Source organism: Flavisphingomonas formosensis (assembly GCF_009755815.1).
Classification (GTDB): domain Bacteria; phylum Pseudomonadota; class Alphaproteobacteria; order Sphingomonadales; family Sphingomonadaceae; genus Flavisphingomonas; species Flavisphingomonas formosensis.
This window is the reverse complement of record NZ_WRPK01000004.1, coordinates 76,744-92,614: the sequence shown is the minus strand read 5'-3', so window position 1 is coordinate 92,614 and position 15,871 is coordinate 76,744. Positions and strand designations below refer to the sequence as shown.

The 15,871-nt window shown below is 67.8% G+C and carries 11 protein-coding genes; 4 read left to right on the top strand and 7 right to left on the bottom strand.

Annotation, left to right across the window (positions count from 1 at the left end):
• Window positions 1-178 precede the first annotated feature (178 nt).
• Window positions 179-2,125, top strand: a complete 1,947-nt coding sequence (locus GQY20_RS12465) for an alpha/beta hydrolase domain-containing protein (RefSeq protein WP_157217432.1) — start codon at window positions 179-181, stop codon at window positions 2,123-2,125.
• A gap of 24 nt (window positions 2,126-2,149) precedes the next feature.
• Here the strand turns inward: GQY20_RS12465 and GQY20_RS12460 are convergent, their stop codons facing one another.
• The gene (locus GQY20_RS12460; protein WP_157217431.1) at window positions 2,150-3,061 is read right to left on the bottom strand and encodes a LysR family transcriptional regulator; all 912 of its coding nucleotides are present in this window, start codon (window positions 3,059-3,061) and stop codon (window positions 2,150-2,152) included.
• 100 nt (window positions 3,062-3,161) lie between these two features.
• Here GQY20_RS12460 and GQY20_RS12455 point away from each other — a divergent pair, with 100 nt between their 5' ends.
• From GQY20_RS12455 to GQY20_RS12445, 3 genes are read left to right on the top strand one after another with little or no spacing between them, the layout of a single operon-like run.
• On the top strand, window positions 3,162-4,433 hold the full coding sequence (locus GQY20_RS12455; RefSeq protein WP_157217430.1) for a DegT/DnrJ/EryC1/StrS family aminotransferase: 1,272 nt from the start codon (window positions 3,162-3,164) through the stop codon (window positions 4,431-4,433).
• Between the two features lie 54 nt (window positions 4,434-4,487).
• Entirely contained in the window at window positions 4,488-5,390 is a 903-nt protein-coding gene (locus GQY20_RS12450; RefSeq protein ID WP_157217429.1) for an SDR family NAD(P)-dependent oxidoreductase, read from the top strand.
• Window positions 5,391-5,450: 60 nt separating this feature from the next.
• The gene (locus GQY20_RS12445; RefSeq protein ID WP_157217428.1) at window positions 5,451-6,209 is read left to right on the top strand and encodes an SDR family NAD(P)-dependent oxidoreductase; all 759 of its coding nucleotides are present in this window, start codon (window positions 5,451-5,453) and stop codon (window positions 6,207-6,209) included.
• Window positions 6,210-6,263: 54 nt separating this feature from the next.
• On the opposite strand, the gene GQY20_RS12440 is transcribed toward GQY20_RS12445, so the two are convergent.
• The 6 genes from GQY20_RS12440 to GQY20_RS12415 all read right to left on the bottom strand — a co-directional run bounded on the left by GQY20_RS12440 (window position 6,264) and on the right by GQY20_RS12415 (window position 15,870).
• Window positions 6,264-9,323, bottom strand: a complete 3,060-nt coding sequence (locus GQY20_RS12440) for an efflux RND transporter permease subunit (protein ID WP_198350940.1) — start codon at window positions 9,321-9,323, stop codon at window positions 6,264-6,266.
• An 8-nt stretch (window positions 9,324-9,331) separates the two neighbouring features.
• Window positions 9,332-10,357 (bottom strand): efflux RND transporter periplasmic adaptor subunit, encoded by a 1,026-nt coding sequence (locus GQY20_RS12435; protein ID WP_157217426.1) that lies wholly within the window; start codon window positions 10,355-10,357, stop codon window positions 9,332-9,334.
• Window positions 10,354-11,709, bottom strand: coding sequence for a TolC family protein (locus GQY20_RS12430; RefSeq protein ID WP_157217425.1), 1,356 nt, complete (start codon window positions 11,707-11,709; stop codon window positions 10,354-10,356). The genes GQY20_RS12435 and GQY20_RS12430 overlap by 4 nt, the downstream gene beginning before the upstream one ends.
• A 447-nt stretch (window positions 11,710-12,156) precedes the next feature.
• Window positions 12,157-13,050 carry an ROK family protein gene (locus GQY20_RS12425; RefSeq protein WP_157217424.1) on the bottom strand — a complete coding sequence of 298 codons (894 nt, stop codon included), beginning with the start codon at window positions 13,048-13,050 and terminating at the stop codon, window positions 12,157-12,159.
• A gap of 164 nt (window positions 13,051-13,214) precedes the next feature.
• Window positions 13,215-14,039, bottom strand: coding sequence for a universal stress protein (locus tag GQY20_RS12420; RefSeq protein ID WP_157217423.1), 825 nt, complete (start codon window positions 14,037-14,039; stop codon window positions 13,215-13,217).
• A gap of 316 nt (window positions 14,040-14,355) precedes the next feature.
• Window positions 14,356-15,870 carry a hypothetical protein gene (locus GQY20_RS12415; RefSeq protein WP_157217422.1) on the bottom strand — a complete coding sequence of 505 codons (1,515 nt, stop codon included), beginning with the start codon at window positions 15,868-15,870 and terminating at the stop codon, window positions 14,356-14,358.
• Between the last annotated feature and the right edge of the window lies 1 nt (window position 15,871).

Below are 15,871 nucleotides of genomic sequence, written 5' to 3'. Positions count from 1 at the left end.
TTCACGCTATCTTTGGACGGTGGCAGGAAGCCGCCGGCCCATCCGAACGGCTAGGTGGAGGGGCAGGCCTCGATCCGTGGCGCCGCAGCCCCTTCTCACAATCGAAGCCGCTCGCGCTGCCGGCCGGCGATCCGCTAATCCCTGCGGCAGACAGAAACAATTGGTGCGAGCAAAGATCGTGTCCGCTTTCGGAATCGCCGTCGCGATCGCGGGCGCCGCGCAGGGACAGACCGCGACGCGGCCCACCGTCAGCCTCGAGATCACCTCACGCACGGCCGCCTTCGGCGGTCGCTCCTTCGGCGAGCGCGGCATCTACGAGACGCTGACCGGCGTCGCGCACATGCGGATCGATCCGGCTGCGCCGGCCAATCGCGCCATCGTCGACCTCGATCGGGCGCCGCGCGATGCCGAAGGGCTGGTGCGATACGATGTGGACGTGACGATCCTGCGGCCACGCGATCCCGCCAAGGCGCGGCGCGTGATGCTGTTCGATGTGGCGAACCGGGGGATGAAGACCGCATCCGTCGCGATGAACGACGGATCATTCGCCAGCCTGGAGTCCGCGGGCGATGCCGGCAACGGCTTCCTCATGCGGCAAGGCTATACGATCGTCTGGGCGGGCTGGCAGGGCGACGTAGGCGGACCGCAGATGATCGGTGCGCGCTTCCCGATCGCCACCGGCAGGGATGGGCCGATCACCGGTCGGATTGCGACGGAAACGATCTTCGACGATGCCGTCGGCGATCATATTCCGCTGCCCTACCCGGCCGCCAGCCTGGATCCTGCCAAGGCCACGCTCACCGCCCGCCAGCACGCCGACGATGCCGAACGGCCGCTGCCGTCGGACAGCTGGCATTTCGAGGACGATCGCCATGTCGTGCTGATCCGCCCGGCGGACATGGATGCCGGCGCGATCTACCGCTTCTCCTATGTCGCGCGCGATCCGAAGGTGATGGGGCTCGGCTTCGCGGCAGTACGCGATGTCGTCTCCTGGCTGCGTCATGCGGATGCGGACGCCGGCAATCCGCTATCGGATATCGCGGCTGCCCCCTGCGAGCACGCCGCCCCAGGCGGATGCACCGCTGACGGTGGCGGCGCATTCGATACGGCGATCGCATTCGGAGCCTCCCAGTCCGGCCGCTATCTGCGCGATTTCCTCTGGCAGGGCTTCAACCGCGATCTGGCCGGCGGCCGTGTGTTCGATGGTGTGATCACGATGATCCCCGGCGCGCGCCGCACCTTCACCAATGTCCGCTTTTCCGAGCCCGGCCGCTTTTCCCGCCAGCATGAGGACCATGACGTCCCCGGCTTCGACTTCCCGTTCACCTATGCAACGCTCCGTGATCCGGTGACCGGGCGAACGGACGGCCTGCTGGCGCGATGCAGTGCCGATGGCAGCTGCCCCAGGATCTTTCACGTCGATACGAGCGGCGAATTCTGGCAGGCGGGTGCCTCCCTGGTGGGCACCGGTGGCACGGATCGCGACATTCCCTTTCCCGAAACGGTGCGTGCCTTCATGATCGCCGGCGCCGCGCACGCGCCCGGCATGACCATGCCCGCCTGCCGCAGCCCCGCGAACCCGATGAGCTACAATCCGCTGGTACGCGCGCTGACGGTCGCGATGGTGGATTGGACATTGGGTCTTCGGGAGCCGCCGGACAGCCGCTGGCCGCGCATCGCCGCGGGCGAACTGCAGCCGATCGAGGCGCTGAACGCGCCGGACCTGAGCGGCGCCGGCATCGAATGGCCGAGAGTGTTGAACCGTCCGATCGCGCCATCCGGAATGCAAGGCTGGCCCGTCCTGCTGCCCCGTATCGATGCCGACGGCAACGACATGCCGGGCGTGCGCCTGCCTGAGATTGCCGCGCCAAATGGCACCTATCTGGGCTGGAATTTACGCAAGCAAGGCTACGCTCCGGGCGATCTGTGCTTCGTCTTCGGCTCCTACATTCCCTTCGCGGCCAGCGAGGCGACCCGTGGCGCGGATCCTCGTCCGTCACTGGCGACGCGCTATCCGGGCAAGGGCGATCGCGAGACGCGGCTGCGCGCCGCGGCCGAGGCGCTGCGCCGCGACCGGCTGCTGCTCGACGAGGACGTCGCCGCGATCGTCGGGCCGAAGCCATAGTGGAGCCCGCGCCGCCCAATCCCGTCAGCCTAGCTCTCCCCCTCCCGATCGCTCCCGCGCCTCCACGATCATCTCCGAAAATTGCCGGAGCAGCCGATTGGGATTCTTGCCGCTGGTCAGGAAGCAAAGCTCCACCGGCACGCTGAAATCGGCGACGCGGCGGAGCACCACATTGGCGTTGAAATGCGCCGGCAGGCTGTCGAGCACGAAAGCGATGCCGACGCCGACCGCAACGAGATTGAGCACCATCGATTCGTCGAACGCCTCCTGCTGGATGCGTGGCGACATCTTCCGGTCCGCGCAGCAGGCCAGCATGCGGTCATGCAGCCCCGGATTCACCGCGCGCGGCAGCCAGATGAACGCTTCCTCCGCGAGATCGGAAAGAAGGAGGGACCTGCGCCGGGCCAGCGGATGGGAAGAAGGCAGCGCCAATATCCAGTCGTGCCGGGTCACGACGATCCGATCGAGGCCCATATCGGCCTCGGCATACATGAAGGCGCCGTCCAGTTTCTCCTCGACGATCGCGGCGATCATGCTGAGGCCGGTGCTCGCCGAAAGCTCCAGATCGGCATCGCCGTTTGTCTCGCGGAAACGGCGCAGCGCCTCGGCGACGATCGGCTGACGACTGGCGGCCGACTGGAAGCCGACCCGTAGCCGCCCGAAATGGCCTTCCGCGAAACGGCCGAGATCCTGCCCCGCACGATCGATCAGGCCGACCACCGATTGCGCATAATCGAGCAGCATCGCGCCCGCGGGCGCAAGCGTCACCGCGCGGCCGTCCCGCCGGAACAGCTCGACGCCATATTCCAGCTCGATCGCCCGGATCTGGTGCGAGATGGCGGACTGGACGACGGCGCTCGCCTCGGCAGCGCGCGTGAAACTGCCATGCTGGGCAACGGCGAGGAAATAGCGCAGCGCGCGCTCGGACAGAGCCATGATCAAATCCGATGGATCAAGCAATAATGATCACTTGGCCTCATAGCTGAGTCAGCCGAAAAGTCCATCGAGAGGAAACGGCATAGAGAGGGGATTGCAGATGGCAACGCCAATCCAGGCCGCGTCGGACGGCGAAAGCGCGCGCGGCTTCACGGGGCTGCTGCCCGGAGCGCGGCGCATACGCTACGGTGGCGCGATGATCGACGAGCGAGAGATCGAGGCGGTCAACAAGGTGATGCGCACCGGCATGATCGTCGGCGAAAATGTGCGCAGCTTCGAAAAGCGCGTGGCCGAACTGATGGGCCACTCCCATGGCATCATGGTCAACAGCGGCAGCTCCGCGCTGCTGCTCGCCCTCCGCCTGTTCGATCTTCCGCCGAAATCGGAAGTGATCACGCCTGTGCTCACCTTCAGCACGGATGTTTCGAGCATCGTACATGCGGGACATGTTCCGGTTTTCGTCGATGTCGTGCTCGACAGCTACCAGATCGACCTCGATCTCCTGGAGCGCGCCCTGTCGCCGAAAAGCAAGGCAATACTGGTGCCCAATCTGCTCGGCGGCATTCCCGACTGGGATCGGCTGCGCGCCTTTGCGGACGAGCATGGGCTGCTCCTGCTGGAGGACAGCTGCGACACGCTGGGCTCCAGCCTGCGCGGCGCCGCTCCCGGCACGCGCGCCGACATCTCCGTCACCAGCTTCTCGATCTTCCATATCATCACCTGCCTCGGCAATGGCGGGATGGTGGCGGTGAACAGCGAGGCGCTGTGGGATCGGGGCCTCTCGATGCGCTCGTGGGGCCGATCCTCCGAGAAATATCTGAGCGGCACGAAGCGTACGGAAAGCGATGGGCGCTTTCTCGAAGATGTCGACGGCATTCCCTATGACGGCATGTTCATCTTCGAGGATCTCGGCTATGGTTTCATTCCCAACGAAGCCGGCGCCGCATTCGGCCATGTCCAGCTCGACAAGCTGCCGATGTTCACCGAACTGCGCAACACGGTGTTCAACAATCATAATCGCTTCTTCCGGGATTATGCCGACGTCTTCATCATGCCGACGCTGCTGGACGGGGTGGAAACCACGTGGATCAACTACCCGCTCCAGCTCCGCCCCGAGACCGGCTGGAGCCGGCGCGAGCTGCAGGAGCACCTCGAGGCGCACGGCATCGTCACCCGCACCATCTTCTCGGGCAACATCACGCGTCAGCCGATGATGCGCGGCGTCGACTATCGCGCCGATCCGGCAGGCTATCCGGTGGCCGATCAGATCATGCGCCACGGCGTCTGCCTGCCCTGCCATCCGACGATGACGGACGAGGATTGCGACTATCTGTACGGCGTGCTGCGCAAATTCGTCGACGCGCGGCGCTGACCCTTCTGAATAGACAGAATTGAGGGCCATCGCGCCCCTTCACAGGAGAGATGAATGACTACCCCCCTTCCCGATCTCGGCGGACGTGTCGCGCTCGTCACCGGCGCCAGCCGGGGCATCGGCCGCGCCATCGCCCAGCGTCTCGCATCTGCGGGTGCGACCCTGGTGATCAGCGCACGGTCCACCGGCGCGCCCGCGGCCGGCACTCGCTTCGGGTCGCAACAGCAGGTGGCCGGTACGTTGGAGGAGACGGTCTCGCTGATCGAGGCCGCAGGCGGCCGGGCTCATGTCGTCGCCGCGGACCTCGAAAAGCCGGTCGATCGCGCCAGCCTGATCCAGCGCGCGCGAGAAGCCGGCGGCGGCCGGCTCGACATCCTCGTCAACAATGCCGGCTTTGCCGACTATGCGCGCATCGACCAGATGAGCGACGACACCTTCGCACGCACGCTGACCCATTATCTGCAGGCGCCCTTTGAGTTGGCTCGAGCCGCCGTTCCGGTCATGAAGGCCAATGGAGCGGGCTGGATCGTCAATATCGGGTCGGTCACGGCGTTGCCGCCGGTGCGTCCCTATCTCGACTATGCCCGTCGCGGCGGTGACACGCTCTATGCTGCGGTGAAGGCCGCGCTCCACCGCTTCACCCAGGGCCTCGCCGCGGAGCTGATCGACGACAATATCGCGGTCAATGCCGTCGGCCCGTCCACCGCGATCCGCACGCCCGGCGCGGACGATCTCATTCCGCAGGACTATCCCACCGAGGATGTCGCCTATCTGGCTGCTACGGTGCTCGATATGTGCCATCTGCCCGCGGCTGAACGTACCGGCGAGGTCGCTTTCTCGATGCACTGGCCGTACAGCCAGAAGCTGCGGGTGATGAGCCTGGACGGCAAGACCGAGCTGCCCGCAGCCGAACCGCCGGCCTGGTCGCACCCCGATCTGCAGGCTGCGCTCGGCTGACGATCTTTGCGAGGCGTTCCGGCACGGAACGCCTCCTTTCCTTGGGAGGGGAGAGACGGCATGCGTGGACTGGACGGCAAGGTGGCGGTGATCGCCGGCGCGGGCGGCATCGGCGGCGAGACGGCGGCACGGCTGGCATCCGAGGGTGCGCTCGTCTTTCTCGGCGACCTCGATCTCGCGTCGGCCGAGGATCATGCCGGACGCGTTCGGACGAAGGGCGGGACCTGCGTGCCCTTCGCCTATGACCAGACCGACGACGCATCTGTGAAGGCGCTCATGGATGCAGCTGCAGCGCAATTCGGGCGGATCGATTTCCTCCACGCCAATGCCGCGGACCTGCGCACCATCTTCGACGACAGCGATGCCCTGTCGGTCGGCCTGGATGTGTTCGACCAGACCATTTCGGTCAATCTGCGCGGCATGCTCTCCTGCACCCGTCACGCCCTGCCCCACATCCTTCGGAGCAAGGGCGCGATCGTCTATACCAGCTCCACCGCCGCCCATGCCGGCGAGCCCGTGCGCCCCTGCTACGCCATGTCGAAGGCGGGCGTGACTGCCTTGATGCGACATGTGGCAAGCCGCTGGGGCAAGGACGGAATCCGCGCCAACGCGATCGCGCCCGGCATGATCATCACCGAACGGCTGGCCGTGACGATGGCGCAATCGGCGCAGGATGAGATGCTGGCGGGCTGCCGCAGCCCGCGGCTGGGCCGGAGCGCGGACATCGCCGCCATGGTGGCGATGCTGTTTTCGGACGACGGCGCATGGATCAACGGACAGGTCATCGCGGTCGATGGCGGGTCGACGCTTCGTCCCTGATCCGTACGGAAGACGGCGCCGGCAGAAATACTGACGCCGCATTGACGCACAGTCTCACGCTTGGAACGCTCCATTTCCCGCGGAAGGCGCATCTCTCCGCCGGCGTATGATCACCAGCAGCAGAATGGGCAGGAAGCAGAGCACCAACGGTGCGCCGATCACGAGCCCGGCGATGATCGCCGTGGCCAGCGGGGTCTGTAGACCCGCCCCCCGACTGATTCCCAGCGCCAACGGCAGCAGGGTGAGCACCGCGATCAGCGCCGACATGAGGATCGGACGCAGGCGCGCCTTGCCCGCGTGGAGGAGGCTTTCGGCGGTCACAATTTCCTCTTCCGGCAGCTCGGCCAGGAAGAAGATGGCGAGCTCCGTGATCATGCCGACCACCATGGTGAGGCCCATCAGCGCCGAGATGTCGAGCTCCGTGCCGGTCAGCCACAGGCCGAAGAACACGGCCGAGGTCGACAGCAGCACCGTTCCGATCACCGCCAGCGTATAGGACCAGCGTTCGAACAGCAGCATCAGCAGCAGCGCCGAGAGCAGCAGCGCGGCTACGAACACCGTGGTCAGATCGGCGAAGGACTGCTGCTGCTGGGCATAGAGGCCGCCATAGTCGACGCGGATGGTGGGCGGCAGGTGGAGCCCATCGACCGCGGCCTTCACCTCGCGCATGCCGCTGCCGAGATCCTTGCCTTCCAGCCGTGCGGTCACCGGGATGAAGGGCGCGAGATCCTCGCGCGTGATCTGGCGTTGCCCGGCGGCGATGCTGATCTTCGCAACCGAACCCAGCGTGGCGGTGCGCCCGTCCGGCGCACGCAGCAGCAGCTGGCCGAGTGCATCGGCCCGGCTGCGCAGATCCTGCGGCAGGCGGACACGCACGTCGATCAGCTGTTCACCCGCAAGGATCTGCGTGGCAATGGTGCCGCCGACCTGCGCCTCTACCTGCTTCGACACTGCATCGGGATCGAGCCCGGCCATCGCCGCCGCAGCGCGATCGACATGGATCTCGATCGCGTCGCCCGCGACGCGCAGACCATCGACGACCTCGACGATGCCGTCGATCCTGCCGATCGCCTCCGCCACCTTGCGGGCCGAGTCCACCAGCTGCCGGTCATCGTCGCCGAACAGCTTCACCTCGATCGGCTGCGGCACGGCGGTGAGATCGCCGATCAGGTCTTCCATCAGCTGCGCAGTCTCTATTTCGAGGCCCGGCACCTGATTGTCCACCTTGCCGCGAATCTCGGCCATCACTTCGTCGATCGGCCGGCGCCGGCCGCTCTTGAGCCGAATGAAGAAATCACCTTCGTCGGCTTCGGTCAGTCCCCCGCCGAGCTGCACGCCCGTGCGCCGGGAATAGCTCGACACCTCGGGGGTCTGGCGGATGATCGTCTCGACCTGGCGGAGCAGGCGATCGGTATCGGACAGCGCCGCACCCGACTTGGCCTTGTAATCGAGGATGAAGCCGCCCTCGTCCATCGCAGGCATGAAGCCGGATTCCAGATGCATCCAGGAAAATGCACCGACGACGATCAGCACCGCGGCGACCACGCCTGCCGCCAGGCCGGGGCGGCCGAGCGCCCATCCGCCGACGCGGGCATATCGGCCGGCAATGGCATGGGTCATCGCCGCGGCCTTGTCGGCGGCCTCGGCATCCTTGAGCGTCAGCCAGCGGTCCGCGACCAGCGGCAGCACATAGCGGGCATAGAGCAGCGAGACCCCGAGCGCCGCGACCATCGTCGCGGCGAGCGCCTTGAAGAAGCCGCCGGTGACGCCGGAGATGAAAGCGAGCGGCAGGAACACCACGATCGTCGCCATGGTCGATCCGAACAGCGGCCGCGCCATTTCGCGGGCCGCACCCAGCATCGAAGGACGCTTCGCCTCACCTTCGGCCTCCTGCAGCCGGCGCATCAGATGCTCCAGCATCACCACCGCATCGTCCACGACCAGGCCGACCGCGGCCGCCATGCCGCCCAGCGTCATCATGTTGAAGCTCATGTGCAGCGCCAGCAGCGCGAGACAGGTGGCGGCAAGCACCGCAGGAAGCAGCATTGCCGTGATCACCATCAGGCGCCAGGAGCGCAGGAAGAGGAAAAGCACCACCCCGGCCAGCACGGCGCCCAGCAGGATCGCATCGCGCACAGCGCTGGCCGCGCCCGTCACCAACTCCGACTGATCGTAGAATATACTGATCTTGACCGAAGCGGGCAGGTTCGCCCCTTTGAGCCGATCGTTCACGTCACGCGCCAGCTTCACCGCATCCGCGGTCTGCGTCTGGCGGATGTTGACGAGCACGGCCTTGGTGCCGTTCGAGCTCACCCGCGTCCAGGCCGGCGCCGGGGAACCGCGGATGCTCGCAACCTGGCCGAGCGTCGCGACACCCACGCCGGACGCCGTGCCGGCCTTGATCGGGATCGCCGCGATATCGGCCTCGGTCGCCAGCCGATCGTCGACCAGCGCCAAATACAGGCGATGCCGGTCCTCGATACGCCCCACCGCCGAGACCGTGTTGGCTGTGCCTACCGAGGTCGCGACGTCGGCAAGGGTCAGGCCCAGCGCCTGGAGACGTGCGGGATCGACCTCGACCTCCATCTCCGGCGCGCCGCCGCCGAGCAGGTCGACTCCCGCCACGCCCGGCACGGTCGACAGAAGCGGGCGCAGGCGGAGCTCGGCAAGCTGCCGGAGCGCGACGCCATCCAGCGAGTGCGAGGTGAGCGAGATGCCGACCACCGGGAAGATGGTCGGATCCGATCGTCGCACGTCGAAGCGCGTGCCGGCCGGCAGATCCGGCGCGATCGTCGCCAGCGCGCCCTGCGTCGCCAAGGTGGCGACCGTCATGTCCGCGCCCCAATCGAAGCTGAGCGCCACCTCAGCCGTGCCGCGGCTGGTGGTGGAGCGGATTCCGGTGACGCCCGGGATGGCGCGAAGAGCGATCTCGGCGGGACGGGTGATGTCCGCCGCCATCTGCCTGGCATCGCGCTCGCCCGCATCGATCGAGACGACGATGCGCGGGTAATCGATATGCGGGAAAAGCGTGACCGGAAGCTGCGTCGCCGCAACGATGCCCGCCAGTGTCACCAGGAAGACGCTGAGCCAGATCGAGCGGCTGTGACGCCGCATGAAATCCTTCACTGCTCGCGCACCTTCATGCCGTCCTCCAGCGCGGTGCCGCCTTCAGTGACGACCTTGTCGCCCGCCGCCACGCCCTTGAGGATGCCGATCCGATCGCCGCTGGAATTGCCGGGCGAGACCTGCCGCTGATGCGCCACTCCGCCCTCGACGACGAACACGTAGCTCTTGCCGCCATCGTCGAGCAGCGCCGAATAGGGAATGGTGAGCCCGCTCGCCTCTGCGCTCAGCGACAGCTCGCCGCGCACGGCCTCGCCGGGACTCAAGCCGAAGCCCTGCGGCACGCGCGCATAGATCGAGGCGAGCCGGGTCGTGGGATCGACCTGGGCATCGACGCCGGTGACCGTGAGGCTGGCGTGGCCATCGCCGTTCACGCTGTCCAGCTCCAGCGGCTGGCCGGGCCGCACGCGCTGTGCCGCCGCGGGATCGATCCCGAAATGAGCACGCAGATCGCCCTTGGCGGCGATGCTGGCGATGCTGGCGCCCGCCGCCACCTGATCCCCGCTCTTCGCGTTCAATCCCTGCACGATCCCGGCGATCGGCGCGCGCACTACGGTGCCGGCACGGCTCATGCCGAGATTGGCGAGCGTTGCCCGCGCCGTCTCGGCAGTCGCGCGGGCCGTCTCGACATCGGCATCGGATGCAAGGCCATCGGCGCGCATGCGGCGGGCGCGGGCAAAGGCGGCGCTGCTGGATACGGCATCGGCCGCCGCCCTGGCGATCTCGGTCGCAGTAGTGCGGCTCGGCCTCAGCGTGACGATCGCCTGGCCCGCCGCCACCTGCGTACCGTTCGGCGCAAGGATGCGATCCACCAGTGCCTCGGCGGGTGCGACGAGCGAACGCTCACCCCCCGGGCCCGCTTCGGCGGTGCCGTAGATCAGCATCTGAGTCGCCGTTGCGCCCTGCTCGACCGGTGCCGTCCTGACCAGCGCGACCGGCTCGGCCTTCTCGCCTTCGTCCGCGCCGCCGCCCGAACCGCAGGCTGCGAGCGCAAGCAGGGGCAGGAGAGCAAAATATCTGGTCATCGGGTCCATCCCTCGCTGGGCCCGCCCGAGAGCAGTTCGAGCGCGATGGTCTGTTCGGCGATCTGCTGATCGAGCTGGGAAAGGGTGAGTTCGCGGTCGCGCAGCGCCTGTAGGGCCGTCGCCGCGGTCGCCGGGGCGAGATCGCCGCGCCGTGCGGCCGCCGCCGACGTATCGGCGAAGCGGCGGATCGCCGGGATCTGCGCGATCAGCGCCGCCTTCTGGCGCCGCACCGATTCGAGCGCGGTCACGGCCGCGGCGATCTCCGCGCGGGTCTGGAACAGCCGCGCCTCATATTCGGCCTTCAACTGAGCACGGGTCGCCGTGGTGATGGCGATGCCGCCGCGATTGCGGTTCCACAAGGGCAAGGTGAAACCTACGGCAGGGCCGAGCGTGCGATTGTCGCTCGTATCCCGCGCACCCGCCAAAGTGAGCGAGAGGTTCGGGAACTGCTCCAATATCGCCTTGTGGAGGTCGGCCTCGGCCGCATCATAGCCGGCGCGCAAGGCCTGGAGATCGAGCCGCCGGTCGATCGCCTGCACGACGAGCGCCGGGGCGGTGGGGGGCACCACCGGCTCCGGCGTAGGAGCCAGCTTCAGCACGGTCTCAGGTGGCAGCCCGAGGAGATGGTTGAGCTCGCCTTGCGCGGTCGCGAGCAGGGCTTCGAGCTGCCGCGCCTTGTCGGCCGCGTCCAGAGCGGTCTGGCGCCGCGCATCGAGATCGGCAGCGGCGATGTCGCCGCGTCCGGCCGCACGGCTGGCCTGCGCGAACAGCGTTTCGCCCGAGGCATCGCTCTGTCGGGCCAAGCCGAGCTGGTCGGCCAGCGCCCGGATGCGCACGGCCTGGAGCCGCACCTGCCCCGCCGTCTGCCACTCCGCCCAGGCGAGATCGAGGCGAACCTGCCGCTTGCTCGCCTCGCCATTCTGGCGCGTCGCCTCGGCGGTGAGGAGTTGGTTGAGATCGAGCGCCAATTGGCCGCCGAACGCGTCGAATGGATCGGGACCGGACAGCAATGTGTCGTAATTGGCCTGGATCTGCGGATCCGGAAGCAGCCGCGCGGCGAACGCCTGCGCTTCGGCGACGCCCAGCTTGGCGCGCTGCGCCTTGAGATCGGGATTTTCCAGGACGGCGATCACGGCCAGCGCATTGGGCGTCAGCGGCGCCGTCCAGTCGATCGGCTGGGGCGTGAGGAATGGGCGCTCGATGGTCGCGGCGTCGGCCGAGACGATCGCCTTGTCCGGCATTGCGAGCACGCGCGCCGGGTCGGTCAGCGGCGCGGCATGGTAGCTCGCGCAGCCGCTCAGCGTCAGGGCTCCGGCCGATGCCAGCAGGAGAGGCAGATGTCTGAACCTCATCGATCTCCATCCTGCCCGGTGGCATCGTCCTGTCACGCCAGGCAGCGCCACTATGCCCTGCCGGGTATTGGCCCAGCATTGTCCGAATATTGGGAATCCCCAATGTGCCGCGGCGCGAACCCGGAGGGTACATCCGGTTCCGGCAGCGAATTCGATCAGAGTGATCCGGTTTTTGCGTTTCAGCCGAGCCCGGAAAAACGGCATTGAGCGGTCGATCGGGATCGACGCGAGGAAAGACCATGACGACGCAAAAGGGAGATAGGCCGGATCGCATGGACAGGCCCCTGACCCGGGCTGCGATTCGGGAGCGAATGCGCCAGTTCGCCCTGGCCAGCAAGATGCAGGGCCGCCCCGCCTTTCCGCGCAGCAAAGTGGCCGATAGACCTTCCCTATGGCTCGCCGACCGCCCGGACCGCCCTCCCTGGAGCAGGCGCGGGCGAGCGGGAATCAGGCACGATACGCCAGCGCGATCGCGCCGAGCGGCCCGGCCCGATCACCGAGCCCTGGCGCCATGACGATCCGGGCAAGAGACGCCTCATCGATGCCGACCAGATAACCGCCCAGCAGCCGAACCGTCTCGGCCCTTATCCGGGACAGGATCGTCGGTCGGCCGCCGACCACGCCGCCGCCGATCAGGATCCGGTCGGCCGACAGGGTGAGCAGCAGCATCGCCACCAGTTCGGCCAGTTCCGAGACGACCGCATCCCAGAGGGGGTGATCGTCCGGCAACGTATCACCCGGTGCGCCCGCCCGCGCAGCCAGCGCAGGCCCGGAGGCGAGCCCTTCGAGGCAGTCACCGTGAAACGGGCAAATGCCACGGAAGCCGTCGCCAGCGGCACGGCGCACGCGCACATGGCCGATTTCCGGATGGATGAGGCCGTGCACGGGTTCGCCCCTTATGATCACGCCGCCGCCTATGCCGGTGCCGATCGTCAGATACACCACCGCGTCGCAGCGCTGCGCCGCGCCCCATTCATATTCGGCGAGCCCCGCCCCCGCCACATCCGTATCGAAGGCGACCGGCACACCGAAGCCGCGGGCGAAGGTGCCCGCGACGTCGACATTCGCCCAGCCCGGCTTGGGCGTGGATGTGATGTGCCCATAATCGGCGCGATTCCGATCCAGTCCGACCGGGCCGAAGCTCGCGATGCCGATCGCCGAGACCGGTCCGAACTCCTCCTGCCACGCGGCGAGCCTCCCCCTCAGAGCAGCGAGCGTCGATTCCGGCTCGGCCGTGGGCAGCCGGGCCTGCGCCAGGATTTCGGCCCCGCGAGCGATCAGGACGATGCTCTTCGTACCTCCCAGCTCGCATCCCGCGACAAGCCGGTCTTTCTCGATCATCGCTCACGCCCTCGGATCACCAGCCGCCGAGACGGCAAAAGATGCGACGAGCTTAGAGCCGCCAATGCCGTCTGACCACCGGCCATCGATGCCCGCTATCTTCGGCTCGCCGCTCAGCCCCTGTGAGGCGGCCAATAGGGCGGTAAATGCGCTGCGGTCGCGCTCTAATGAGAGAGCAAGGCGGGAACAGGCGTGGTCATCAACAGATCGTAGGTGACGCCGCCGAACGCCCATTCGCGCATGCGGCTATGACCATAGGCACCTGCCACGATCATGTCCGCCGATACGCGGTGCGCATATTCGGCGAGCCTCAGTGCATCGGGACCATGGGTGGCATGGGCACAGGTCTCCGCTGCAACCCCATGCCGATGCAGCCACGCGGCGACGTCGGCAAGGCGTTCCCGTGCGGCCGGCACCTCATCCTCCGCGACAAGCTCGACGATCGAGACGCGGCCAGCTCGCTTCATCATCGGCAAGGCGTCGGCGGCCGCGCGCCTGGCCTCGCGGCTATCCTTCCAGGCGAGCAGGACATGGTCGAGGCGGATACCCTGGCAGGTGCCGGGCACCACCAGCACCGGCCGCCCGCTGCACATGGTCAGATCGCCCGTGGCGAGATGGCGTGTGTTCGCGAAGAGCGGAGCGTGATCGTTTGCCGTCACGATCAGGTCGGCGGCACGCGCTTCGCGCCCGAAATATTCGAACAACGGCTCGAACGTGACCGCCGATCGCCACTCGATCGTCTCGACGCGCTTCAATTCGGCGCGGAACTCGGCCTCGGCCGCCTTCGCCTCCTCCGCGATCTCCAGCCTGTCGAGCAGCGCGACGTCTCCCGTATAATAGGGCGTGCCCGATGCGATCGATGTCGGCCGGCAGGCGCCGACGCCGATCACAGCGCTGCCGAAAGCCGTCGCGACATCGGCGGCTGCCCTGAGCACGGCGACGTTCGACGATCCAAGCTGAACCCTCACCAGCAGCGACTTGTAGCTCATACTGCGCCCTCCCGGCCCTCGCCCCGGCGCCGCCGGGCTGGATCGGGCCTGAATAGGCTGCGCCGCCGGGCGTCTCTATCGGGGTATGTACGTACGGCTCGCCAGCGCCTGGCATGCTGGAGAAGACCGACCTTGGCGTCGCAGGCCACGTATCGGCCCCGCGACCGTTCACATTTGAGGATCCACTTTCGCGTAGCGACGCGGTGGCGGCGCTATGCCTTCACCCACGGCTTGTTCGGGGAGAGGCTGCAGCCTTTCCACGGCCGTTTGAAAGGCGTAGCAGCGAAATGGCGCGGTGTCCGGCGCGGCCTGAACCTCACCCGTCGAGCCAGGCAGACCACGCACCCGGCACCCCCTTCCCGACCGCCTCGCGGCCGCCGAGCAGAGCGAGAAGCAGCGCGTCGGCGCGATCCTCGGCCGACGCCGGCAGCCGGGCGAGCCGCTCCTGCAGCCTTTCCTGGAAGGCGCGCCTTTTGGCCGCGATCGCCGGATCGGGCGACGAGCCGCCGGGCGCGATCCCGGCTGCGCGGTCATGCGCGGCCTGCCGCAGCGCAAGCAGCATGCGGCGATCCTCCTGGCTGAGACCATCCTGCCCCGCCGCCGGTACGGCCGCCGCCATCGCCCAGCCAGCAAGTGCGCGGAGCCCCAGCCGTCCCACCGCAAGCACGGCCGTCATCCGCACCCGCCAATCGGGATCGGCGAGGCCCGCAGCCACCAGCGCGCGCACCGCGACATCATTCTCCGGAACGGCGGCGCGTACCGCCTCCCGCAGGATCACCCAGCGCGAGGCGCCATCGCCGGCCCGCGGCGAAACGGTGAGCAGATCGGCCAGCGCATCCGCCGGGTCGCCCCCGACCCGCCCGCCGAGCGCCGCCGCCAGCGCACCGGCGCGAACGCCGGCATCCTCGCCCCGCAATTCCAGCCAGATGTCTCCATCCTTGTCGTGCCAGTCCATCTCGAATCCGCCGGGCCGGGCTTCGGTCCAGGATGCGAAGGCGGGTTTCGCCTCGTCCTGCCGCACGGCGTCGGCATCACGCAAAAGACCCAGATAACCGGCCAATCCATCGACCCGCACGAACAGCGAGGACGACGGCAGCACGACGAGAGCGTCCTCTGTCTCGGACCAGCCACGCTCCGCCAATGCCGGCGGCAGCGCCACCTCGGGAAGAAAGGCCCACGCCATCAGCAGCGCGCCGGCGGCATCTCCGGCAAGGCCCGGACGCGCGAACAGCAGCTGGCACCAGTTCGCCACGCGCGTGAAGGCGCCGGCTCCGGTCCATATCGGGACATGTCCGGCCAGCATCGACGCAAGCGCTACCGGATCTTCTTTTCCACGCGCGATCGCGAGCAGCGCCGCCACCTCGGCATCGTCCCCGCTGCTCTCGCCCGCCGCGACCGCAGCCTCCGCATCACCGGCCAACAGACAATCGAGCAGATGATCGGCAAGCTCCGACGGCGCCAGCTCCGGGCCCGATGCGAGATAGTCGGCACCGGCCCTCGCCGCGCCTTTGGCGGCTTCGTCCGGATCCTCGCCCCGCAGCCAACGCGCGACGGCCAGCGCACGGCGGCGGCGCTGGACGCCGAACGGCCCTTCCGGATCTTCGTCGCCCCCGGCCGCTTCGCTGTCGGTCAGCCAGGATATCGCCTTGTCCAGCCGATCGGCGACGGCGGCCCCTTCCCCGACCAGCCAGGCGGAGACGATGGTCTCCACGCCGAATGCCGCGACGCGACCCCGCATGGACGGATCGAAATCCGACGCGGGTCGATCGAGCGTCAGGTAGAGATCGCCGCGAATGGTGGCGGCCAATGCCGGAGGATCGAAATTGCCCATG